This window comes from Cellulomonas soli (assembly GCF_013409305.1).
Taxonomy (GTDB): Bacteria; Actinomycetota; Actinomycetes; order Actinomycetales; family Cellulomonadaceae; genus Cellulomonas; species Cellulomonas soli.
In genome coordinates this window covers 1,304,715-1,325,925 of record NZ_JACBZJ010000001.1, presented here as the reverse complement: position 1 = coordinate 1,325,925, position 21,211 = coordinate 1,304,715, and the positions used below count along the sequence as shown (strand labels likewise).

Here is a 21,211-nt window from a genome sequence, read left to right as displayed (position 1 = left end):
GGAGAGACTCGATGAAGAGTGTGCACAGGCGACGCGCGTACGCGGCGGTCGCAGCGGGGGCAGGGCTCTCGATGGTCCTGGCCGCCTGCGGCGGGAACGACGACAACGCCGGCAGCGACAACACGACGAGCAGCGCCGACTGCGCTGCCTACGAGCAGTACGGGGACCTGTCGGGCAAGACCGTGACGGTCTACACCTCGATCGTCTCCCCGGAGGACCAGCCCCAGATCGACTCGTACAAGCCGTTCGAGGAGTGCACGGGCGCGACGATCTCGTACGAGGGGTCGAAGGAGTTCGAGGCCCAGCTGCTCGTGCGGCTCGAGGCCGGCAGCCCGCCGGACATCGCGTACATCCCGCAGCCCGGTCTGCTCAAGACGATCGTCGAGGACTACCCCGACCAGATCGTCCCGGCGTCCGAGGGCACCGTGACGAACATCGACAAGTACTACGCCGAGGCCTGGAAGGGCTACGGCTCGGTCGACGGCACCTTCTACGCCGGCCCGGTCGGCGCGAACGTGAAGTCGTTCGTCTGGTACTCGCCGAAGGCGTTCGCGGAGAACGGCTACGAGATCCCGAAGACGTGGGACGAGCTCATCGCCCTGTCCGACCAGATCGTCGCCGACCACGGCGCCGAGGGCGCCAAGCCCTGGTGCGCGGGCATCGGCTCGGGCGACGCCACGGGCTGGCCGGCCACCGACTGGCTCGAGGACATGGTGCTGCGCACCGCGGGCGGTGACGTCTACGACCAGTGGATCACCAACGACGTGAAGTTCAACGACCCGCAGATCGCCGAGGCGCTCGGCAAGGTCGGCGACATCCTCAAGAACCCGGACTACGTCAACGGTGGTCTGGGCGACGTCTCCTCGATCGCCGCGACGACGTTCCAGGACGGCGGTCTGCCGATCGTCACCTCCGGGCTGTGCTACATGCACCGCCAGGCGTCCTTCTACGCCGCCAACTGGCCCGAGGGCACGGACGTGTCCGAGAACGGCGACGTGTTCGCGTTCTACTTCCCGGGCCTGACCGAGGACGACCGCCCGATCCTGGGTGGTGGCGAGTTCGCCGCCGCGTTCTCCGACCGTCCCGAGGTGGCCGCGTTCCAGGCGTTCCTGGCCAGCCCCGAGTGGAGCAACGCCAAGGCCAAGGCGACCCCTGCCGGTGGCTGGGTCTCCTCCAACAGCGAGCTCGACCCGGCGAACCTCGTGTCGCCGATCGACCAGCTGTCGGCCGAGCTGCTCGGTGACACCACGCAGACGTTCCGCTTCGACGCCTCCGACCTGATGCCCGCCGCCGTCGGCGCCGGCTCCTTCTGGACGGAGATGACGAACTGGATCGCCAACGACAAGAGCGACCAGGACGTGCTCGACGCCATCCAGGCGTCCTGGCCGTGAGCAACGACCCGCTGACCCGCTGCTGACGGTCTCGACCAGCAGCGACGGGTCGGCGGGACCCGCGGGCGCCCGGCCCCGGCACAGGCTCAGCCCGTGCCGGCTCCGGGCGCCCGCGGTCGCACCACCACAGGGCGTCGTCGACGGGGACGACGCCTGCGACCGCCCCTCGGGGCGGTGCAGCACCGTCGACGGGGACGGTGCGAGACCCTCGGAGGTCATGCGTGGACGTCCTCAAGTACGCGGACACCACGGGCGAGAAGCTCGTCCTGATGGTGATCGCGGTCCTCCTCTTCGTCGTGGTGATGGGCCTCGTGCTCTTCGCCACCGACAAGATCAAGCGGTTGCCGGCCTGGGCCGTGGCGACCGCCTTCCTCGCCCCGGCCGTGCTGGGGCTCGCGTTCGGCCTCGTCTGGCCGGCGCTCGAGACCATCAAGAAGTCGTTCTACGACCGCAGCGGCAACGAGTTCGTCGGCGTGGACAACTACGTCAAGGCCGTCACGCAGGACGAGTTCCAGATCGTGCTGCGCAACACGGCGGTCTGGGTCGTCGTCGTGCCGCTCGCGGCGACCGCGATCGGCCTGGTCTACGCGGTGCTGGTCGACCGCAGCCGGTTCGAGAAGTTCGCCAAGGTGCTGGTGTTCCTGCCGATGTCGATCTCGATGGTCGGCGCGTCGATCATCTGGCGGTTCGTCTACGAGTACCGACCCGTCCTCGAGGGCGTGCCCGCGGAGAACCAGCCGGCGCAGATCGGGCTGATGAACCAGATGCTCGTCTGGTTCGGGCTCGAGCCGCAGCAGTTCCTCATCAGTCCGCCGCTCAACACGTTCTTCCTCATCGTCGTGATGATCTGGATCCAGGCCGGGTTCGCGATGACCGTGCTGTCGGCGGCGATCAAGGCCATCCCCGACGACATCGTCGAGGCCGCCACGCTCGACGGGCTCGGCGGCCTGCGGATGTTCCGGTACATCACCGTGCCGAGCATCCAGCCGGCCCTGGTCGTCGTCATCACGACGATCGCCATGGGCACGCTCAAGGTCTTCGACATCGTCCGGACCATGACCGGCGGCAACTTCGAGACGTCCGTCGCGGCGTTCGAGTTCTACCGGCAGAGCTTCGTCCAGCGGAACACCGGGATGGGGTCCGCGCTCGCGGTGATCCTCTTCATCCTGGTGACCCCGCTCGTCGTCTACAACGTCCGTCAGATGCGCAAGTCCGAGGAGAACCGATGAGCGCCGTGAGCACCGAGGCGACGATCGACCGGAAGGCCAAGCTCACCCGGCTCGAGAAGCGCGCGATCGCCACCAAGGGCAAGCTCTCCTCGCCCTGGGCGTCGTTCGCCGCGATCGTCATCGCCGCCCTGTGGACGATCCCCACGCTCGGCCTGTTCATCACCTCGTTCCGGCCCGAGGCCGACATCGTGAGCTCGGGCTGGTGGACGTGGTTCTCGAACCCGAACGTCACGACCGAGAACTACGACCTGGTCCTCAACGGCTCGTCGACGAACCTGGCCACGTACTTCGTGAACTCGTTCGTCATCACGATCCCGTCGGTGCTGATCCCGATCTCGTTGGCGCTGCTGGCGGCGTACGCGTTCGCCTGGATCCCGTTCCGGGGCCGCAACCTGCTGTTCGTGGCGGTGTTCGCGCTCCAGGTCGTGCCGTTGCAGATCGCCCTGATCCCGCTCCTGACGACGTACGTGAAGTGGGGTCTGAACGGCACGTTCTGGACGGTGTGGCTGTCGCACTCGATCTTCGCGCTGCCGTTGGCGATCTTCCTGCTGCACAACTTCATGAAGGAGATCCCGTCCTCGTTGGTCGAGGCGGCCCGGGTCGACGGCGCGGGGCACGTGAAGATCTTCTTCCAGGTGATGATGCCGCTGCTGGTGCCGGCGATCGCGTCGTTCGCGATCTTCCAGTTCCTGTGGGTCTGGAACGACCTGCTGGTCGCGCTGACCTTCGCGGGCGGCACGGCCAACGTGGCCCCGCTGACGGTCCGGGTGGCCGAGCTGGCGGGAACGCGGGGCACCGAGTGGCACCTGCTCTCGGCGGGTGCGTTCGTGGCGATCGTCGTCCCGCTCATCGTGTTTCTCAGCCTGCAGCGCTACTTCGTGCGCGGGCTCCTGGCTGGGTCCGTCAAGGGGTGACCCCCGTCGGTCGTCCTGGCGGTCCCGGCGATCCCGCCGGTCGCGCACCCCCGGGTGCGCGCCGGCGGGGTCGCGTCACCTCCCGGTGACACGACGGTCGTAGCCTGACGCGGTGCCCGCGCCGCTGATCTTCGTCCTGTCGGGCTTGACCCAGTACGTCGGCGCGGCCCTGGCGGTGGGTCTGTTCGGCGAGCTGCCGCCGGCGACGGTCGCGTGGCTGCGGGTGGCGATCGCCGCAGTCGTGCTGCTGGGGTGGCGTCGGCCGTGGCGGGTCGCGTGGACGCGGGCCGGGCTGCGCACCGCGGCGCTGTTCGGTGTGGTCCTCGCCCTGATGAACGTGGCGTTCTACATCGGCATCGACCACCTGCCGCTGGGGACGGCGGTCGCGATCGAGTTCCTCGGTCCGGTCGGGGTGGCGGCGGCGACAGGGTCGGGCTGGCGTGATCGCGCGGGGATCGGCCTGGCGGCGTCGGGTGTCGTGCTGCTGGCCGGGGTGAGCCTGACCGGTGGTGAGGAGGCCGTGGTGGGTCTGGTGGCGATCGGCATCGCCGCGGTGTGCTGGGCGGGCTACATCCTGCTCGGCCGTCGGGTGGCGTCGGCGGGGGAGGCGGGCGGCATCACCGGTCTCGCGGTCGGCATGTCGGCCGGCGGGCTCGTGCTCGCCCCGGTCTTCGCCGCGTCGGCGAGCCCGGTGCTGCACGACGCGCGGCTGGCAGCGGTGCTGGTCGCGATCGCCGTGTGCTCGTCGGTGGTGCCGTACGCGCTCGAGCAGGTCGTGCTGCGTCGGGTTCCGCCGGCGACGTTCGCGATCCTGCTCGCGCTGCTGCCGGCGACGGCCGCGGTCGTCGGCGCGGTCATGCTCCGGCAGTGGCCGCACGGTCTCGAGGTCGTCGGGCTGGTGCTCGTCTCGGCGGCCATCGCACTGACCGGTCAGGCGCGCCGACCGCAGGCCGACGTGGTCGACGAGGTGCCGCCGGTCTGAGCGCTCGTCCAGGTTCGCCCGGGGTGCGCGCAAGTTTTTCGTCTACGTGTGTTGTGTCACGTCGTTCCAGGATGCACCCTCGGAGAGGTCCTCGATGGGAGAGGATGCCTCGCCGGCGTTCGAGCCGGTCAGGGCACCGGTCTCTTCTCCGGTGCGGGTGCAGGTGGGCGCAGGAGGAGGAGTCGGTGGAGCAGGTGCTCTCGGGGCCGGTCGGTCGTGACGACGTGCCGGCAGTGACGACAGGGCGACGACGCCCCGTCGGGGTGACGCCGGGGGCGGGACCTGCGACGACGGGCGAACCTGCGCCGATCTCGGGCTCCATCGAGCGGTTGTTGTCTCCTGCCGAGGTCGCCGAGCAGTTCGGCGTCGACGTGCGCACGGTCGCGCGCTGGGAGCACGACGGGCGTCTCACGGCGATCCGCACCTTGGGTGGGCATCGCCGCTACGTGCAGAGCGAGGTCGTCGCGCTGCTGGCGGCGCGGGCCGCGAAGGACGCTAAGTAGATCAACTGATCGTCATCCGGTGGACGCCTGTCTCGCCCGTCGGACAACGAGTCTAGAGATATTGGCCAGGCGTCGGCCCGTCGTCCTCCGCCTCGTGCGAGCCGTCGGACGCGTGCGGCGCCGGGATCACGAACGTCCGTCCGCCCGGACCCGCAGGCAACGCCCGCCGCATCTGCGTGAGCTGCGCCTGCGCCGCCATCTGCTGCGCGACCAGCGCGGTCTGGATCCCGTGGAACAAGCCCTCCAGCCAGCCGACCAGCTGGGCCTGGGCGATCCGCAGCTCCGCGTCCGACGGTGTCTGGTCCTGCCCGAACGGCAACGTGATCCGCTCCAGCTCGTCGACGAGCTCGGGGGACAGACCCTCCTCGAGCTCACGCAGCGAGCGTTGGTGGATCGCAGCGAGCCGGACCCGCGCGGCGTCGTCGAGAGGTGCGCTGCGCACCTCGTCCAGCAGCTGCTTGATCATCGTGCCGATCCGCATGACCTTCGCCGGCTGGCCCACGAGCCCCGCGACGTCCTCGTCCTCCTCGGCCGGGACCGGGCCGGGCGCCTCCGGGGCGGCCGAGCCGGAAGGGCGGGTGCTGTCGTCGAGTGGTGCGTCGGAGTCGCTCACCCTCGCAGTCTGACCCGCGACCGGGGTGTCACGCACGCGCCCGCGCGAGGACGACGGTCAGGGCACCAGCAGCACCTTGCCGAGCACGGCGCCGCTCTCCAGCTCGCGGTGGGCCGACGCCGCCTCGGCGAAGGAGTAGGTGGCGTGCACGACCGGACGCACCGTGCCCTCGGCCACCAGCGGCCACGCGTGCGCACGCACGTCCGCCATGATCGCCGCCTTCTGCGCGGCCGGCCGTGATCGCAGCATCGTGCCGACCACCGTCGCCCGCTTCGCCATGAGCAGTCCGAGGTCGAGCTCCGCGCGACGCCCGCGCTGGAGCCCGATGACGACCAGGCGGCCGTCGTCCGCGAGCATCGCGAGGTTGTCGGCCAGGGCGCCGGCACCCAGCACGTCGAGCACGACGTCCACCCCCCGGCCGTCCGTCTCGGCCAGCACCCGGGCGACGAGGTCGTCCGAGCGGTGGTCCAGGACCGCGTGCGCACCCAGGGCTCGCACGCGCTCCACCCGGTCCGGGCCGCCCGCCGTCGCCAGCACCCGCAGGCCCAGGGCACGCGCGAGCGGGACCGCCACCGAGCCGACCCCGCCCGAACCCCCGCGGACCAGCACGGTCTCGCCGGCGACCGCGTGCGCCACCCGCAGGTTCGACAGCACGGTGGCCAGCGCCTCCGGCAGTGACGCGGCCTCGAGGGTCGACAACCCGTCCGGGACCCGGAGGGCCAGCTCCACCGGGACGACGACGCGCTCGGCGTACCCGCCGCCGGGCAGCAGCGCGGCGACCCGATCACCCACCTGCCACGGGGAACCGGCAGACGGCTCCGCGGCGGTCGTGCCAGGGCCGACGGCGAGCACCTCGCCTGCCACCTCGAGCCCCGGCCACGCAGGTGCCCCGGCAGGCGGCGCGTAGTGACCCGCACGTTGCAGCAGGTCGGCGCGATTGACCCCGGCAGCCCCCACGGCGACGAGCAGCTCGCCCGGACCGGGCACCGGCTCCGGCACCTCGGCGACGGTCAGGACATCAGGATCACCGGGCTCCGAGACGACCACAGCACGCATGACCTCGACATTAGGTCCTGGACGCCCGTATCGGAGCGGGTGAGGTCCATGGCAAACTCTGCCGCGGGCTAATGCTCCACCGCCCAGGAGCCGATGACGTCCGAACGGGGCGCCTCACGGCACCCAATGGGGGCGGGACCGCGGCGCTGGCCGGCCGCGGGGCCCCCGCGCTGGCCGAAGGAAGGGATCGACATGCTGCGACGGCTTGGCATTCGCGCCAAGGTTCTGGCTGTCCTCGCCGTGCCCATGATCGTCCTGCTCGGACTGGGAGTGTTCATCACGAACCTCGCGCTCACCGACGCGAGGACCGCCCAGTCGTCCGTGGACGCCGTGGCCGCGCTGCGATCCTTCATGCCGTTGGCCACCGCGATCCAGTCCGAGCGCACGTTCTCCCTCACCGCGAACGGCGAGGACGCCATCGCGAAGGCCCGCGCCGACACCGACGCCGCCCTTGCGCGCACACGCTCGGTCACCGGCGAGCTCGACCTGTCGGCCTACCCCAAGGTCGTCGTCGACCAGTTCCTCGTCACGCAGCAGCAGTTCGAGACCGTCCTTCCCAACACCCGGCGTGCCGTCGACATCAACTCGCAGACCGCGAGTATCGAGAACGGCTACAGCCAGATCATCGACGCCCAGCTGTACCTCGTGCAGCTCGTGGCCGAGAACCTGAGCGACCGTGACCTCGCCCGGTTCGTCGGTGCCTACAACGAGCTCGCCCAGACCAGCAACAGCCTCGTGCTCGAGCTCATCGGCGGTAACCGCATCTGGTCGACGAAGGCCGGCTCGCCTGCGACGATCTCCGCGTTCGCCGACCAGTCGACCACCACCGAGCTGAGCCGTTCTGCCGCTCGCCAGGCCGTCGAGTCGCTCGGTGACGAGAGCATCGACTTCCCGACGCAGTTCCCGACCTCGTCGTTCACGCACATGCGCGGACTGCTCCAGCAGGGCAACCCTGCCGCCGTGGCCGAGGTCGACCCGCAGATCTGGTACTCCGAGATCCAGACGCAGCTGACCGCACTGAGCGCCGTCACCGACGACGTCCTCGCCGCCGGTGTCGCCCTCGGCCAGGCCAACGCCGACACCGCCGAGCGTGGCGCGTGGATCAACTCCGCGATCGCCGGTACCGCCGCCATCCTGTCGCTGATCTTCGCCTTCGTGGTCTCCCGAGGCATCGTCGTCCCGCTGCGTCGACTGACGGCCGCCGCCGGCGAGGTCCGCGAGGAGCTGCCGCGACTGGTCGAGCAGGTGGCCACCCCCGGTGAGGGCCCCGACATCGAGCTCCCGCTCATCCCGGTCGAGTCCTCCGACGAGGTCGGCCGTCTGGCCGCCGCGTTCAACGCGGTGAACTCCACGACCGTGCAGGTCGCCCAGGAGCAGGCCGCCCTGCGTGGCTCCATCGCCGAGATGTTCGTCAACGTCGCCCGTCGCGACCAGGTCCTGCTGAACCGGCAGCTGTCCTTCATCGACTCCCTCGAGCGAGCCGAGGAAGACCCGAGCACGCTGGCCAACCTGTTCCGCCTCGACCACCTCGCCACCCGGATGCGCAGGAACGCCGAGTCGCTCCTCGTCCTCGCAGGAATCGACTCCGGACGCCGCCTGCGCGACGCCATGCCGCTCTCCGACGTCATCCGTACCGCCTCGTCGGAGATCGAGCAGTACGACCGGGTCGAGCTCGACCTCCAGGTCGACCCGCACATGCTCGGCTTCAACGCCCTGGGCGCCGCCCACCTGCTCGCCGAGCTGCTCGAGAACGCGACGATCTTCTCCGAGCCGGAGACCCCGGTCGTCGTCACCACGGGCATCTCCGGCGACAAGGTCGTCGTGCGCATCCTCGACCACGGTCTCGGCATGACCGACGCCGAGTTCGAGGCCGCGAACATCAAGATCGCGTCCACGTCGGCGTCGGACGCCCTGGGTGCCCAGCGCCTGGGCCTGTTCGTGGTCGGGCGCATCGCCGGACGCCTCGGCGCCGAGGTGCAGCTGCGCAAGAGCAGCCGCGGAACGGGTACCGAGACGCTCGTCCGGTTCCCGTCGACGCTGTTCTCGCTCACCGAGGCGCCGATGTACGGCACCGGCCCGGCCGCGCCGAGCGCCCCGATGCCCCTCCCGGTCGAGGAGGCCCCCACCGCGGAGCCCGTCGACCTGGCCGCCCTCACCGCGGGCACGACCTCGCTCGGCCTGCCGCGTCGCCGCGGCCGGGACGACGCGACCGGTGAGAACGAGATCGCACCGGCCGCCGCGAGCACCGGCCTGCCGACGCGGTCGCGCAAGACCTTCGACGAGGACAACATCGTCCTTCCGGTCGCACCCGAGCCGACGCTCTCGCCCGAGCTCGCGTCCGACACCAGCGAGTGGTCCCCGGCCGTCCACGCCCCGCTGGGCAACGGGCTGCCGAGCCGTACCCGCGCCTCGACCTCGGCCTGGCAGCAGGGCGAGCAGGAGGCGCCCTCCGCCCCCGCCGCGTCGGCCCCGGCGTCGCCCGCCGCGCGGGCAGGCCTGTTCTCCGGCTTCCGCCGGGGTGCGGAGCTCGTCGGCGACTCGACCGATCCGCAGCCCACGGGCCTGCAGTCGCCGGACCCCCAGGCTCCGATCGGCCCCTCGTTCGTGATCCCCGGGCTCGCGCCCGACGAGGACCGCTCGTTCGACTACGGGCAGCCGCCCGTCACCCCCGCCGCAGCGCACGCCGCTCCGTCGGTGCCGTTCACGGTCCCCGCGCTCGAGTCCGACGAGCAGTGGGCCCCGACGACGCCCGAGCCGGCCGCGTGGGGTGCTCCGGTCGAGGAGCAGCCCTCCGCCGCTTGGGGTGCGCCTGTCGAGGAGCAGCCCTCCGCCGCGTGGGGTGCACCCGTCGAGGAGCAGCCCTCCGCCGCGTGGGGTGCACCCGTCGAGGAGCAGCCCTCCGCCGCGTGGGGAGCGCCCGTCGAGGAGCAGGCCGCGCCCTGGGCCGAGCCCGTCGCCGAAGAGCCCGCTGCGCCGTCGTTCACGTCCTACAGCGGTTTCGCCGGCTGGACCGCCCCGGTCGCGGCAGCTCCGGCCGCACCCGCGGCGTACGACGCCTACGAGCCGTACACGTCCGACGGTTTCGAGTCGACGCTCGACGAGTCCCGTGCCTGGCACACGGGCGCCATCCCGGTCGTCCCTGAGGCGTCCCCGGCTGCGCCGGAGGCCCAGGCCCAGCCCGAGCCGACGCACCAGCCCGAGCCGACCTACCAGGCAGAGACCGCCTACCAGGCCGAGCCGACGTACCAGGCCGAGCCCGCGTACCAGCCCGAGCCGACGTACCAGCCCGAGCCGACGTACCAGCCCGAGCCCGCCGCCGCTGCTGCGCCGGCGTGGGAGACCCCCACCTGGCAGCCGCCGACGTGGGAAGCCCCCTCGTGGTCGACGCCGGCCGCGGCCCCCGTCGCACCGCCTCAGCCGCAGCAGGTCCAGCCTGAGCCCGTCGCCCAGGCGACGCCCTCGTGGGACGCGCAGGCGCCCATCTGGGCGCCGGTCCAGGGTTCCGCTGCGCCGCCCGCACCCGCGTGGCCGACGCTCGCTGCCGAGGCGCACCCCTACGCGGACACCGAGTCCCCGACGCAGATGTTCTCGCCGGTCGAGGCTCGCGAGGCCGTCTCCCCGGACCCCTCGCCGTTCGCGACCAGGCCCGCCCCGGCGCCGCAGGTCATGGCTCCGCCGTCGACGCCTGCGCCGCTGCCCACACGCCCGGCCCCGGCACCTCTCCCGGAGCCCGTGGCACCGGGCTGGGCCCAGGCTGCTCCGACCACCGCCTACGGCGAGCAGGGTCAGTACGACGACGACGACCGTCCGCGGCGCCTGTTCGGCCTGTTCACGCGGCGCAAGTCCGACTCGACGCCGACGCCCGCCGTCCCGGCCACGCCCGTGCAGGGTGCCGCGGCCCCGGCCGTCCGGACGTCCGCCTGGACGAACGACGCCCCGGCCAAGGCCCCGGCGCCCGATGCAGGCTGGGGCCGTCAGGCCGGCGGCTGGGGGAGCCCTCAGGCGGCTCCCGCAGCGCAGCCGAGCCAGCCGGCACCGGCACCGGCACCTGCCGCCGCCGGCTGGAGCAGCCCGGAGTGGGGCCAGCGCCCCGCTCAGCCCGCGCCGCAGCCCGTCGGTCAGGCTGCGCCGCAGCCGTCGACCGCGCCGCGCATCGGCACGCTGGACGACGAGGTCGCCGCCATGCTGGCGCTGCGCTCCGACATCCAGGAGCAGGCGCTCTCCGAGCTGAGCCAGCTGTCGGCGTACCGCCCGGCCGCCATGGGCAGCGCCGCCGAGAGGCTCACCCGCCGTGTCCCCGTCGCCGTCCCGGCGTCGACGGTCGCGGTGGACGAGAACAAGCCCGTGCAGCGCGACGCCGACGAGCTCCGCTCGCGGCTGTCGAGCTTCCAGTCTGGGACGTCGCGAGGCCGCCGTGAGGCAGTCCCGGGCACCCCGAACGGCCACGACGGCCACTCCGACGGACCTCAGACGTCTGCCACCCCGAACACGTCGTCCCCGACATGGTGACGGCCGACCCGCAGTCCTCGGACTGCACCAGCAAGGAGGAAGTGTGACCGCGCTCAGCACCGAGGCAGCCAACTTCGGCTGGCTCCTGGACAACTTCGTCCGGACCGTGCCCGGCACTCGCCACACGCTTGTGGTGTCGGCCGACGGTCTGCTCATGGCGATGTCGGAGCAGCTCGACCGGACGAGCGGCGACCAGCTCGCCGCGATCGTGTCCGGCATCTCGAGCCTTACCCGTGGCGCCGCCCGCCAGCTTCGTGCGGGGGAGGTGCGCCAGGCGATCGTCGAGATGGACAACTTGTTCCTCTTCCTGATGAGCGTCTCCAACGGCTCAGTCCTCGCCGTGGTGGCCGAGTCGTCGTGCGACGTCGGACTCATCGGCTACGAGATGGCGATGCTCGTCTCGCGCACCGAGGCGACGCTGACCCCGCAGCTCATCTCCGAGATGCGTGGCCAGCTGCCCGTGGACGGTGCGACCCGGGCACCGGTTGCGTGAGGCCGCGATGAGCGAACACATCGAGTACGAGGCCAGGACGGTCCGGCCCTATGCCGTGACCGGTGGCCGCGTGCGCTCGTCGCGTTCCGACCTGCCGCTCGAGGCGCTGGTCGAGATGATGCCGGGCGCCGTGGCCTCCCAGGGTCTGCCCCCCGAGAAGCGGGCGATCCTGCATCACGCCGCGAGCAACTACATCTCCGTCGCGGAGCTCTCGGCACTGCTCCACCTGCCCCTCGGGGTCGTTCGGATCCTCGTGTCCGACCTGGCGGAGCAGCAGTTCGTCCGTGTGCACACGTCGCAGCCGGTCGAGGTCAACACCGGTGAGTCCCCCGCCCTGTCCCTGAGCGTGCTGGAGAGTGTTCTCAATGGCATTTCCGCCCTCTGACGCCGCGGTGGCCGCTCCGGCCGGAACCGCGGGAAGCGTCGCCCCCACCGTCGTCAAGATCGTCGTGGCGGGCGGCTTCGCCGTCGGCAAGACGACCTTCATCGGCTCCATCTCGGACATCGAGCCCCTCAACACCGAGGCCGCGATGACCGAGCACTCCCTCGGCGTCGACGACGCCGGTGGGGTGTCCGACCGCAAGACCACGACCACGGTCGCGATGGACTTCGGTCGCATCGCCCTGCCGGGCTCGCTGTGGCTGTACCTGTTCGGCACGCCTGGGCAGGACCGGTTCCTGTTCATGTGGGACGACCTGGTGCGGGGCGCGATCGGTGCCGTCGTCCTGGTCGACACCGACCGTCTCGACCAGTGCTTCCCGGCGGTCGACTACTTCGAGAGCCGTGGCATCCCGTTCGTCGTGGGTGTCAACTGCTTCGACGGTGTCGCCAAGCACCAGCTGGAGGACGTGCGCGAGGCGCTCGCGATCCCGCCGCACGTGCCGGTCCTGTACACGGACGCGCGTTCGCGTGCGGCCACCAAGCAGGCGTTGATCGCGCTCGTGCAGCTCGCCATGGAGCGTCTGCGCGGCCGCTGACGTCCCTGATGTCGCCGTCGACGGCCGGTCTCCTGCTCGGGAGGCCGGCCGTTGCCGTTCTGGGCGATCATGGAGGAGTGTCCGTCGTGCCCGGTCGTGCGCCGTTCGTGGCGATGGCGGTCGGTCGTGCCTGGACGAGGGTGCCGGCCGTGACGGACGAGGCGTCCGAGGTCGTCCCCCGGCCCCGGACCTCGCCGGAGCACGGTGTCCGTGCGGGAGCTCCGGCCGTCGCGATCGATCCGGAGCCCGACGACCTGCCGGAGTCCGAGGGTGCGCGGGTCTACGCCGACGGGTCGGCGCTGTCGCGGTACCTCGAGGGTGCGCCGTGCCGCGCGGAGTGGTTGGCGTGGGCGGCCCGCCACGAGTCCGAGCTGGTGACGACGCCTCTGGCGCTCACCGAGCTGCGCGCGATCGCCGGGCCGCGTGGCCTCGACGCGCGCGGCGTCGCGAACGACGTGGCCGACCGGCTCGAGGTCATGCGCATCTCGGACCAGGTGCTGCGGCATGCCGCGAAGGTGTCGGGCGTGGTGTCGGCGTTCCATGCCCTGCACGTGGGCGCGGCTGTCGCTCACCCCGAGGTGCACGCCGTGGCGACCTACGACATGCTGCTGGCGCAGGTGTGCGTGCTCTTCGGCCTCGACGTGGTCTCGCCGGGGTGGCCCGACCGGTGGTGGGAGCGGGAATGACGACCGAGGCGCGGTGGTCCCGTGCGGACCGGGCAGGAACCGGCCGGGCGCTGCGTGCGGCGCACCCCAGGACGGCGCTCGGTGAGCTCGCGGTGGCAGGGCCGGACCGGGACCCGGTCGCCCAGCTCGAGGACCAGGCGACGTCGCGCGTCCCGGAGCTGGTCCCGATCCGCTACGGGCGGATGGCGGCCGGCGCCTTCCCGTTCCTGCGCGGGTCGGCCGTGGTGATGGCGTCGGACCTGGCGGCGTCCCCGAACTCGGGGCTGCGGGTGCAGCTGTGCGGGGACGCGCACCTGAGCAACTTCGGGCTGTTCGCCTCGCCGGAGCGTCGGTTGCTGTTCGACCTGAACGACTTCGACGAGACCGCACCCGGCCCCTTCGAGTGGGACGTGCAGCGGCTGGTCGCGAGCGTCGAGGTGGCGGCCCGGGCGAACGGGTTCGACGAGAAGGACCGCCGGCGGACCCTGCTGGCGTGCGCGGGCGCCTACCGCGAGGCGATGCGCCGGTTCGCCGCGATGTCGGAGATCGACGTCTGGTACGCGCGGCTCGACGTCGAGGAGGCGTCTGCCGCGACCGGTATCCGACGGTACGGGCGACGCACGGTCGAGAAGGCCCGCAGGCGCGACCACGCGAGCTCGTTGGAGCGGTTGACCGAGGTCGTGGGGGGTCGACGGCGCTTCGTGTCCGACCCGCCGTGGGTGCGCACGGTCGAGGACCTGGCGGGTGAGGCCGGCCGCGCGGACCTCGCGCGTGACATGGACGACCTGCTCTCGAGCTACGCGCAGACGTTGCAGTCCGACCGGCAGCGGCTGATCCGGCGGTACCGGCTGGTCGACATGGCGCGCAAGGTCGTCGGCGTGGGCAGCGTCGGCACGCGTGCGTGGATCCTGCTGGTGGTGGCCGACGAGGGGGACGACGCCCTGGTGCTGCAGGCGAAGGAGGCGCAGGCCTCGGTGCTCGAGGAGCACACGGGGTCGGTGGCCGGGCCGCACGGTCGCCGGGTCGTCGAGGGGCAGCGCCTCATGCAGGCGGCGAGCGACATCTTCCTCGGCTGGGAGACGGTGCACGGGCTGGACGGTGTGCAGCGGGACTTCTACGTCCGGCAGCTGCGTGACTGGAAGGGTTCGGCGGAGGTCGAGCAGCTGGACCCGACGACGATGGCCCGGTACGTGCGGCTGTGCGCGTGGACGCTGGCGCGGGCCCATGCCCGCTCGGGTGACCGGATCGCCATCGCCGCCTACCTGGGCGGGAGCAGGCGGGCCGATGAGGCGTTCGCCGACTTCGGGGCCGCGTACGCGGAGCGGACGGCCGAGGATCACGCCCGGTTGCTGGCGGCGATCGACACCGGTCGTCTGGTCGCGGCCGCCGAGGACTGAGCCGGGGACTGCGCCGGGACGGATCCGGCAGGGGCGGGCCGGAACTCCTTGATGACCGGCCCCTGAGGCCGGTGCGGCGCTACGCTCGGACGCATCGTGGGGAGCGCTCCCACGTGCGTCTGGCCTCGAAGGAGAGTGTCCCGGTGTTCTCGTCCCGACCTGCGTCCCGGCCCTGGCGCGCGCCCCTGGACCGCTCGGCGCGGGCGACGCGCCGCGAGGGGCCCGAGCTCGACCGACGGACGGTGCTGGCGTTCGGCGGGGCTGCGGTCGGGGCCGTCGTGCTGGGCGGCTGCACAGGGGGTGGTCCCACCGGCGTGAGCAGCCTGTCGCCGAGCACGGGATGGGCGCCCCCGGCGGAGCCGATGTCCTTCCCGACGGGCTACACCTGGGGTGCGGCGACGTCGGCGTTCCAGGTGGAGGGCTCGACGACGGCGGACGGGCGTGGGCCGTCCGTGTGGGACACGTTCTGCGCGCAGCCGGGACGCGTCAAGGGCGGGGCCACGGGCGACCCGGGAGCGGACGGGTACCGGCGGTGGCAGGAGGACGTCGCCTTGATGTCGGAGCTCGGCATCGGCGCGTACCGGTTCTCGGTCGCCTGGCCGCGCATCCAGCCGACCGGCTCGGGACCGGTGAACCAACCGGGGCTCGACTGGTACCGGCGGTTCGTCGACTCGCTGCTCGACGCGGGCATCCGGCCGGCGGTGACCCTTTTCCACTGGGACCTGCCGCAGGCCCTGCAGGACGCGGGCGGCTGGGCGGTGCGGGACACCGCGGCACGGTTCGCCGACTACGCGACGGTCATGTTCGACGCACTGGGTGATGCCGAGGCCGACTGGTTCACGATCAACGAGCCGAAGACGCACGCGTACGTCGGCCACTGGTACGGCAGCCACGCGCCCGGTCTGCACGACCCGCAGGTCGCCGTTGCCGCCGTGCACCACCAGCTGCTGGCGCACGGCCTGGCCGTCGAGCGGTTCCGCGAGCAGGGGACGACCGGCCGGATCGGCATCGCCCTCAACCTCATGCCCGTCTACCCGCAGGCCGGTGCCGAGGAGGCCGCGACGCGGGTCGACGCGGCCGAGAACCGGCTGTTCCTCGACGCCGTCCTCACCGGCGAGTACCCGGACGACGCGGTCGGCCCGCTGCCGGGTCAGGTGCCCGCCGACCCCGAGGAGTTCGCCGCGCTCGTGCAGGACGGGGACATGGCGACGATCGGTGCGCCGACCGACCTGCTCGCCGTCCAGTACTACGGGGTCACCGGGGTGGCGGCCGACGGGTCCCAGGTGGCGATCCACCCGACGTCTGCCGCGTCGTGGCAGCAGCTGTGGCCCGAGGGCCTGTACGACCTGCTGGTTCGGCTGCGCGACGAGTACCCGGCGATCCCGCTGCTGATCACGGAGAACGGGATCCCCGACGAGACCGCCGACCTCACGACCGACGACCCGTACCGGACCGACTACCTGCGCGAGCACTTCCAGCAGGCGGCCCGGGCGATCGCGGACGGCGTCCCGCTCGAGGCGCACTACGTGTGGTCGCTGCTCGACAACTTCGAGTGGGCCGAGGGCTACCAGCAGCGCTGGGGGATCGTCGCGGTCGACTTCGACACCCAGGAGCGCACGCCGAAGGACAGCTTCGGGTTCTACCGGGGCGTCATCGCGGCGAACGCGGTCGCACCGGCCTGACCGCGCCCTAGGGTCGTCCCATGTCCTTGGAGCGCGCGCGGCAGCACCTGGAGCGGTTCGGGCTTGGCGACGCGATCGTCGTGACCGAACGGTCGAGCGCGACCGTCGACCTGGCGGCCGAGGCGCTCGGGGTGGCGCCCGAGCGGATCGCCAAGACGCTGAGCTTCCGTGCCGGCGAGCCGGACCGGGCCGTGCTCGTCGTCATGGCGGGGGACGCGCGGGTCGACAACGGCGCGTTCCGGCAGGCGTTCGGGCTCAAGGCGCGGATGCTCGCCGGCGACGAGGTCGAGCAGCTCACCGGGCACGCACCCGGCGGGGTGTGCCCGTTCGGCAACCCCGAGTCCGCCACGGTCTACCTGGACACGTCGCTGCGGCGCTTCGAGAGCGTCTTCCCGGCGTGCGGGAGCGCGAGCTCGGCGATCGAGCTGACCTGCGACGTGCTGCACGAGGTGACCGGCGGGGCGCCCTGGGTCACGGTCTCGCGCCTGCCCGGCTGACGAGCCGGGGCACCCGGCCTCCTGCCAGGATGCCTCCATGGAGTTCACCGGCTTCGGCGCCGACGCCCTCGACTTCTTCGACGAGCTCACCGCCCACAACGACCGGGCCTGGTGGAACGCGCACAAGGACCGCTACCTGAGCTCGATCGCCGACCCCATGGCGGCCCTCGCACGCACGCTCGAACCGGAGTTCGGCCACGCGCACGTGTTCCGGCCGCAGCGCGACGTGCGGTTCAGCGCGGACAAGAGTCCGTACAAGAACCACGCCGCCCTCACCTGCGGCACCGGCAGCGAACGCGCGGGCGGCGGCACGCTCTACTTCCACCTGGACGCCGACGGGCCGATGGTCGGCGGCGGGTGGTGGCGGCCGGATGCGGCGCACCTGCGTGCGTTCCGCGCGGCGATCGACGACCCCGGCACAGCCGCCGACCTGCAGACGCTCCTCGACGGGCTGGCAGGGCACGGCGTCACCCTCATGGACGGCGACCCGGTGGCCACCGCGCCGCGCGGCTGGTCGCGCGACCACCCGCAGATCGAGCTGCTGCGGCGACGCAACCTCGCCGTCCACCGCGTCCACGAGCCGGCGCCCTGGCTGTTCACCGCCGAGCTGGCGGACGTCGTCGCCCAGGACTGGCGTCAGGTGCAGCGGTTCGTCGCCTGGCTCGAGGCGCTGCCGGTCCGCGCGTCCTGAACGACCTGGGGCCATCACCGGCCGGGGCGTCCGATAGTGTCCGGTGCACCGGGAGGGCTGTCTGAGCGGCCGAAAGAGACGGTCTTGAAAACCGTTAGTGCGGTGACCCCGTACTCAAGGGTTCGAATCCCTTGCCCTCCGCGCTGTGATGTCTCACGACATCGCGACAGCCCGAACCCATCACGGTTCGGGCTGTCGCGGATGCTCAGCCGAAGGCCGCGCCATCGGCGGCCCCGTCGGGCTGCGGGTCGGGCAGCCGTCGCATCCGGAGTCCGTTCACGACGCCGACGAGCCCGACGAGCAAGGGCAGCAGCAGGGCGATCTGCAGTGCCCGTGGACGCGTCTCGGTGTTGATCCGGATGATCTCGTCCTGCACGTCCTGCGGCTGCCCCGCGAGCTGCTCGACGAGGGCCGTGTTGCTCATCAGCTCGGCGTCGTCCTCGAGCGCCGTGGCGACCTGCTGCTGCTGGTCGGTCGAGAGGACGGGGCTCGACTCGGCCTGGGCGGTGAACCCGAGGGAGAGGGCGGCGAGCATGATCGCGCCGGCGAACGCCAGGCCGAAGGAGAGGCCGAAGGAACCGGCGGCCGAGTTGACGCCCGCCGCCTCGCTGACGCGCTCCTCCGTGATGGGGGACAGCGTGTAGTTGTTCAGCTGGGAGACGAGCAGTCCCAGGCCGCTGCCCACGATGACCAGGGGCACGAGCAGGTACCAGCCGGACTCGGCGCGGGGCACGACTGGCAGCAGGACCGCGACGCCGACAACGACGAGGCCGAAGCCGACCAGCACGAGGTTCGCCGGCCGGCGCGCGCCCGCCCGCTTGCCCCCGACCAGTGCGACGGCGAACATGCTCAGCGACAGCGGTGCCAACGACAGGCCCGCAGCCATCGCGTCGTACTCGAGCACCATCTGCAGGAAGATCGGCAGCGTGATCATCGCTCCGCCGAGCGCGATCTGCTGCAGCATCTGCTGCGTGATCCCCACGCGGAACAGCGACGAGTGGAACAGGTCGGGGTCGATCAGCACGGGCTTCCCGGCGCGCTTGCGCCGCACGAGCCACCGCATCAGCCCCACCAGGGCGAGCCCGCCGACGACCAGCAGCGCGCCGACCGCCTCCCCGCCCTCCTGCCACACCAGGACCCCGAGCACGATGCCGCCCATGGCCAGGGCGGACAGGATCGCGCCGACCACGTCGACGTGCCGGTCGCCCGTGTACTCGACGTCCTTCACGAGCCCGATGCCGGACAGCACGACCACGATGACGACGGCCTCCAGCCCGAACGCCACCCGCCACGACAGGTACGTCGTGATGAACCCGCCGAGAAGCGGACCGACGGCGGCGGCGATCGCCGCGGACGCCCCGACGAGCGCGTAGACCCTCTTCTGGGCGGCGCCCGCGAAGTTGCCGTGGATGAGGGACTGCATGGCCGGCAGCAGGAGCGACGCGCCGAGCCCGCCGATGATCGCCCAGAAGACGATGATCGCCGTCAGGTCCTGCGCGACCGTCATCGCGATCGCGCCGGTCGCGTACCCGAGCAGTCCGAGGACGTAGGCGCGCTTGCGGCCGAAGAGGTCCCCGACCTTGCTCCCGATGAGGATGAACGCCGCGGAGACGAGAGCCTCGAGCGCGATCGCCGACTGCACGCCGCTCACGGTCGTGCCGACGTCCCGCACGACGGCGGAGATCGACACGTTCATCAGCGACGTGTCGACGACGAGCACGAACATCGCCATCGCGAGCAGGGCGGCCAGACGTCGATCGAACCCGACCTCGGGGTGCGGGGTCTCGGTCATGGTGTCCCGTCAGCTCGGTCCGTCCGCGTCCTCTCCCGAGTGCGGCCCGGACTCCCATGCCCGGCATCGTGACCGCCGAGCGGCGTCGAGGTCCGCGACCCACCGCTCGAGGTGGTGGATCACGCCTCTGGTGCCTACCGCACGTCCCCTGCCACGGCGGACTCGTGGGGCGGCCGGTTCCGGGGCGCGCCGGCCTGCGACTCGAGCTCGGCGAGGGCCTCGCGGATGTGCGGGGCGAAGTCCTTGGTGACCCCGCCGACCCAGCGTTCGAAGGCGACCCGGAAGACGGTCACTCCGGTCTCGGCGACGAGGGTCGCGGCCAGGGCCGGGACGCCGCGCTCGCGGAGCGCGTCGGCGGCCGCGGTGGCGAGGGCGGCGAGCTTGAGCAGCTCGCGTTCGTGCAGGCTGGGGTGGGCGGCGACGACCGAGGCGCGGAGCCGGGCGAAGTCGCGGCGCTCCTCCAGGCGGGCGGCGGCGCGTTCCATGGCGGTGCCGACGGCGTCCAGGGGTCGGGTTCCCTCGGGGGCGGCGGCGATGGTGTCGACGACCGTCTGCTGCAGGCCGGCGGAGCCGTCGAAGAGCACCTCGCGCTTGTCGGCGAAGTGCCGGAAGAACGTGCGCTCGGTGACCCCGGCGCGCGCGGCGATGTCCTGCACGGTGGTCTGGTCGAAGCCGCGTTCGGCGTAGAGCTCGAGTGCGGCCACCGTCATGCGCCCGCGTGCGTCCGGCTGCCATCGACCCATCGGGCCAGTGTAGTGATGACAGTGGCTGACATGCGGCGTATGGTGATGACAGCGTCTGACATCAGGCGTCCGGGCCGACAGGCCGTGCGACCAGGAGGTACCCCATGCGTGTGTTCGTCACCGGCGCGTCCGGATGGATCGGATCGGCCGTCGTCCCCGAGCTGCAGGCCGCGGGGCACCAGGTGGTCGGGCTCGCCCGCTCGGACGCCGCCGCGGCGAGGCTCGAGGCGGCCGGTGTCGAGGTCCGTCGCGGCAGCCTCGACGACCTGGACAGCCTGCGTGCCGGCGCGGAGGACGCCGACGGGGTGATCCACCTCGGGTTCAAGCACGACTTCTCGGACTACGCCGGTGCCGGTCGCACCGAGCGTGCGGTCGTGGAGGCCTTCGGCGAGGCGCTCGCGGGCAGCGACCGGCCGCTGCTGCTCGCCTCCGGCGTCGCCATGCTGGCACCGGGCCGTGTCGCGACCGAGCTCGACGCCACGACCGCGGTCGGGCCCGACGCCCCGCGTGGGGGCAGCGAGGCGCTCGCGCTCGGGTTGGTCGATCGGGGCGTGCGGTCCGTCGCGCTGCGGTTCGCGCCGACCGTGCACGGGGAGGGTGACCACGGCTTCCTGGCCACGCTCGTCGGCATCGCCCGCACGACCGGTCGCTCGGGCTACCTCGGCGACGGCAGCAACAGGTGGCCCGCCGTGCACCGGTCGGACGCCGCGCGCATGGTGCGGCTCGCGCTGGGGGCCGCGCCCGCCGGGTCGGTCGTGCACGGCGTGGGCGAGGAGGGCGTGCCGACCCGGGTCATCGCCGAGGCCATCGGTCGGGGGCTGGACGTGCCCGTCGGGCCGGTCGCAGCCGAGGACGCGGCGGCGCACTTCGGTTGGATCGGCGCGTTCTTCGGCGTCGACGCCCCGACGTCGAGCGCGCTGACGCAGGAGCGCCTGGGGTGGACGCCGACCGGTCCGAGCCTGCTCGACGACCTCGAGGCGGGGCACTACTTCCGGACCGCCGTGGGATGAGCTCGCAGGTCCGAGGCCACGGACCGGCACCGCGCGCCGGGCGCGACACCCCGGACGGCACGACGTC

At 72.2% G+C, this 21,211-nt stretch carries 19 protein-coding genes and 1 tRNA gene; 16 read left to right on the top strand and 4 right to left on the bottom strand.

Features of this window, described 5'->3' with window-relative positions:
* The first annotated feature begins 11 nt into the window (after positions 1 to 11).
* The 5 genes from BKA22_RS06125 (at position 12) to BKA22_RS20545 (ending at position 5,019) form a co-directional block, all read left to right on the top strand.
* The gene (locus tag BKA22_RS06125; RefSeq protein ID WP_146952648.1) at positions 12 to 1,391 is read left to right on the top strand and encodes an ABC transporter substrate-binding protein; all 1,380 of its coding nucleotides are present in this window, start codon (positions 12 to 14) and stop codon (positions 1,389 to 1,391) included.
* Between the two features lie 221 nt (positions 1,392 to 1,612).
* A complete protein-coding gene (locus BKA22_RS06120) occupies positions 1,613 to 2,620 on the top strand; it encodes a carbohydrate ABC transporter permease (protein ID WP_223203538.1) in 1,008 nt (335 codons plus the stop codon).
* Positions 2,617 to 3,534 carry a carbohydrate ABC transporter permease gene (locus tag BKA22_RS06115; RefSeq protein WP_146952647.1) on the top strand — a complete coding sequence of 306 codons (918 nt, stop codon included), beginning with the start codon at positions 2,617 to 2,619 and terminating at the stop codon, positions 3,532 to 3,534. The genes BKA22_RS06120 and BKA22_RS06115 overlap by 4 nt, the downstream gene beginning before the upstream one ends.
* Positions 3,535 to 3,646: 112 nt before the next feature.
* Positions 3,647 to 4,516 (top strand): EamA family transporter, encoded by an 870-nt coding sequence (locus BKA22_RS06110; protein WP_146952646.1) that lies wholly within the window; start codon positions 3,647 to 3,649, stop codon positions 4,514 to 4,516.
* A 185-nt stretch (positions 4,517 to 4,701) separates the two neighbouring features.
* A complete protein-coding gene (locus BKA22_RS20545; RefSeq protein ID WP_307725881.1) occupies positions 4,702 to 5,019 on the top strand; it encodes a BldC family transcriptional regulator in 318 nt (105 codons plus the stop codon).
* 52 nt (positions 5,020 to 5,071) lie between these two features.
* Here the strand turns inward: BKA22_RS20545 and BKA22_RS06100 are convergent, their stop codons facing one another.
* Together BKA22_RS06100 and BKA22_RS06095 are read right to left on the bottom strand one after the other, a co-directional pair.
* Entirely contained in the window at positions 5,072 to 5,632 is a 561-nt protein-coding gene (locus BKA22_RS06100) for a bacterial proteasome activator family protein (protein ID WP_179561658.1), read from the bottom strand.
* A 57-nt stretch (positions 5,633 to 5,689) separates the two neighbouring features.
* Positions 5,690 to 6,688, bottom strand: a complete 999-nt coding sequence (locus BKA22_RS06095) for an NAD(P)H-quinone oxidoreductase (protein WP_146952643.1) — start codon at positions 6,686 to 6,688, stop codon at positions 5,690 to 5,692.
* A gap of 192 nt (positions 6,689 to 6,880) precedes the next feature.
* Between BKA22_RS06095 and BKA22_RS06090 the strand changes: the two genes are divergently transcribed.
* The 10 genes from BKA22_RS06090 to BKA22_RS06045 all read left to right on the top strand — a co-directional run bounded on the left by BKA22_RS06090 (position 6,881) and on the right by BKA22_RS06045 (position 17,740).
* Complete coding sequence (locus BKA22_RS06090; protein ID WP_179561657.1) at positions 6,881 to 11,197, top strand: HAMP domain-containing sensor histidine kinase; 4,317 nt, start codon at positions 6,881 to 6,883, stop codon at positions 11,195 to 11,197.
* 43 nt (positions 11,198 to 11,240) lie between these two features.
* Positions 11,241 to 11,690 carry a roadblock/LC7 domain-containing protein gene (locus tag BKA22_RS06085; protein WP_146952641.1) on the top strand — a complete coding sequence of 150 codons (450 nt, stop codon included), beginning with the start codon at positions 11,241 to 11,243 and terminating at the stop codon, positions 11,688 to 11,690.
* Positions 11,691 to 11,697: 7 nt separating this feature from the next.
* On the top strand, positions 11,698 to 12,075 hold the full coding sequence (locus tag BKA22_RS06080) for a DUF742 domain-containing protein (protein ID WP_146952640.1): 378 nt from the start codon (positions 11,698 to 11,700) through the stop codon (positions 12,073 to 12,075).
* Positions 12,056 to 12,667: a GTP-binding protein gene (locus BKA22_RS06075; RefSeq protein ID WP_146952639.1), complete on the top strand. Its 612-nt coding sequence runs from the start codon at positions 12,056 to 12,058 to the stop codon at positions 12,665 to 12,667. Before BKA22_RS06080 ends, BKA22_RS06075 begins: the two co-directional genes overlap by 20 nt.
* Before the next feature lie 86 nt (positions 12,668 to 12,753).
* Positions 12,754 to 13,353 carry a type II toxin-antitoxin system VapC family toxin gene (locus tag BKA22_RS06070; RefSeq protein WP_223203537.1) on the top strand — a complete coding sequence of 200 codons (600 nt, stop codon included), beginning with the start codon at positions 12,754 to 12,756 and terminating at the stop codon, positions 13,351 to 13,353.
* Positions 13,350 to 14,729 carry a DUF2252 domain-containing protein gene (locus BKA22_RS06065; RefSeq protein ID WP_146952638.1) on the top strand — a complete coding sequence of 460 codons (1,380 nt, stop codon included), beginning with the start codon at positions 13,350 to 13,352 and terminating at the stop codon, positions 14,727 to 14,729. The genes BKA22_RS06070 and BKA22_RS06065 overlap by 4 nt, the downstream gene beginning before the upstream one ends.
* 143 nt (positions 14,730 to 14,872) lie before the next feature.
* On the top strand, positions 14,873 to 16,411 hold the full coding sequence (locus BKA22_RS06060; RefSeq protein ID WP_307725880.1) for a GH1 family beta-glucosidase: 1,539 nt from the start codon (positions 14,873 to 14,875) through the stop codon (positions 16,409 to 16,411).
* 20 nt (positions 16,412 to 16,431) lie between these two features.
* Entirely contained in the window at positions 16,432 to 16,908 is a 477-nt protein-coding gene (locus BKA22_RS06055; protein WP_146952637.1) for a YbaK/EbsC family protein, read from the top strand.
* A 37-nt stretch (positions 16,909 to 16,945) separates the two neighbouring features.
* Complete coding sequence (locus BKA22_RS06050; protein ID WP_146952636.1) at positions 16,946 to 17,599, top strand: DUF2461 domain-containing protein; 654 nt, start codon at positions 16,946 to 16,948, stop codon at positions 17,597 to 17,599.
* 51 nt (positions 17,600 to 17,650) lie between these two features.
* Positions 17,651 to 17,740 (top strand) — tRNA-Ser (locus BKA22_RS06045).
* A 64-nt stretch (positions 17,741 to 17,804) separates the two neighbouring features.
* On the opposite strand, the gene BKA22_RS06040 is transcribed toward BKA22_RS06045, so the two are convergent.
* Both BKA22_RS06040 and BKA22_RS06035 read right to left on the bottom strand, forming a co-directional pair.
* The gene (locus BKA22_RS06040; protein ID WP_146952635.1) at positions 17,805 to 19,391 is read right to left on the bottom strand and encodes an MFS transporter; all 1,587 of its coding nucleotides are present in this window, start codon (positions 19,389 to 19,391) and stop codon (positions 17,805 to 17,807) included.
* 134 nt (positions 19,392 to 19,525) lie between these two features.
* Positions 19,526 to 20,134, bottom strand: a complete 609-nt coding sequence (locus tag BKA22_RS06035; protein ID WP_146952634.1) for a TetR/AcrR family transcriptional regulator — start codon at positions 20,132 to 20,134, stop codon at positions 19,526 to 19,528.
* A gap of 104 nt (positions 20,135 to 20,238) precedes the next feature.
* Here BKA22_RS06035 and BKA22_RS06030 point away from each other — a divergent pair, with 104 nt between their 5' ends.
* The gene (locus BKA22_RS06030) at positions 20,239 to 21,144 is read left to right on the top strand and encodes an SDR family oxidoreductase (protein ID WP_146952633.1); all 906 of its coding nucleotides are present in this window, start codon (positions 20,239 to 20,241) and stop codon (positions 21,142 to 21,144) included.
* The last annotated feature ends 67 nt before the right edge of the window (positions 21,145 to 21,211 follow it).

Coding starts and splice junctions, on each gene's coding strand:
- BKA22_RS06125 (WP_146952648.1), top strand. CDS start 12: ATGAAGAGTGTGCACAGGCGACGCGCGTACGCGGCGGTCGCAGCGGGG.
- BKA22_RS06115 (WP_146952647.1), top strand. CDS start 2,617: ATGAGCGCCGTGAGCACCGAGGCGACGATCGACCGGAAGGCCAAGCTC.
- BKA22_RS06095 (WP_146952643.1), bottom strand. CDS start 6,688: ATGCGTGCTGTGGTCGTCTCGGAGCCCGGTGATCCTGATGTCCTGACC.
- BKA22_RS06090 (WP_179561657.1), top strand. CDS start 6,881: ATGCTGCGACGGCTTGGCATTCGCGCCAAGGTTCTGGCTGTCCTCGCC.
- BKA22_RS06080 (WP_146952640.1), top strand. CDS start 11,698: ATGAGCGAACACATCGAGTACGAGGCCAGGACGGTCCGGCCCTATGCC.
- BKA22_RS06075 (WP_146952639.1), top strand. CDS start 12,056: ATGGCATTTCCGCCCTCTGACGCCGCGGTGGCCGCTCCGGCCGGAACC.
- BKA22_RS06065 (WP_146952638.1), top strand. CDS start 13,350: ATGACGACCGAGGCGCGGTGGTCCCGTGCGGACCGGGCAGGAACCGGC.
- BKA22_RS06055 (WP_146952637.1), top strand. CDS start 16,432: ATGTCCTTGGAGCGCGCGCGGCAGCACCTGGAGCGGTTCGGGCTTGGC.
- BKA22_RS06050 (WP_146952636.1), top strand. CDS start 16,946: ATGGAGTTCACCGGCTTCGGCGCCGACGCCCTCGACTTCTTCGACGAG.
- BKA22_RS06040 (WP_146952635.1), bottom strand. CDS start 19,391: ATGACCGAGACCCCGCACCCCGAGGTCGGGTTCGATCGACGTCTGGCC.
- BKA22_RS06035 (WP_146952634.1), bottom strand. CDS start 20,134: ATGGGTCGATGGCAGCCGGACGCACGCGGGCGCATGACGGTGGCCGCA.
- BKA22_RS06030 (WP_146952633.1), top strand. CDS start 20,239: ATGCGTGTGTTCGTCACCGGCGCGTCCGGATGGATCGGATCGGCCGTC.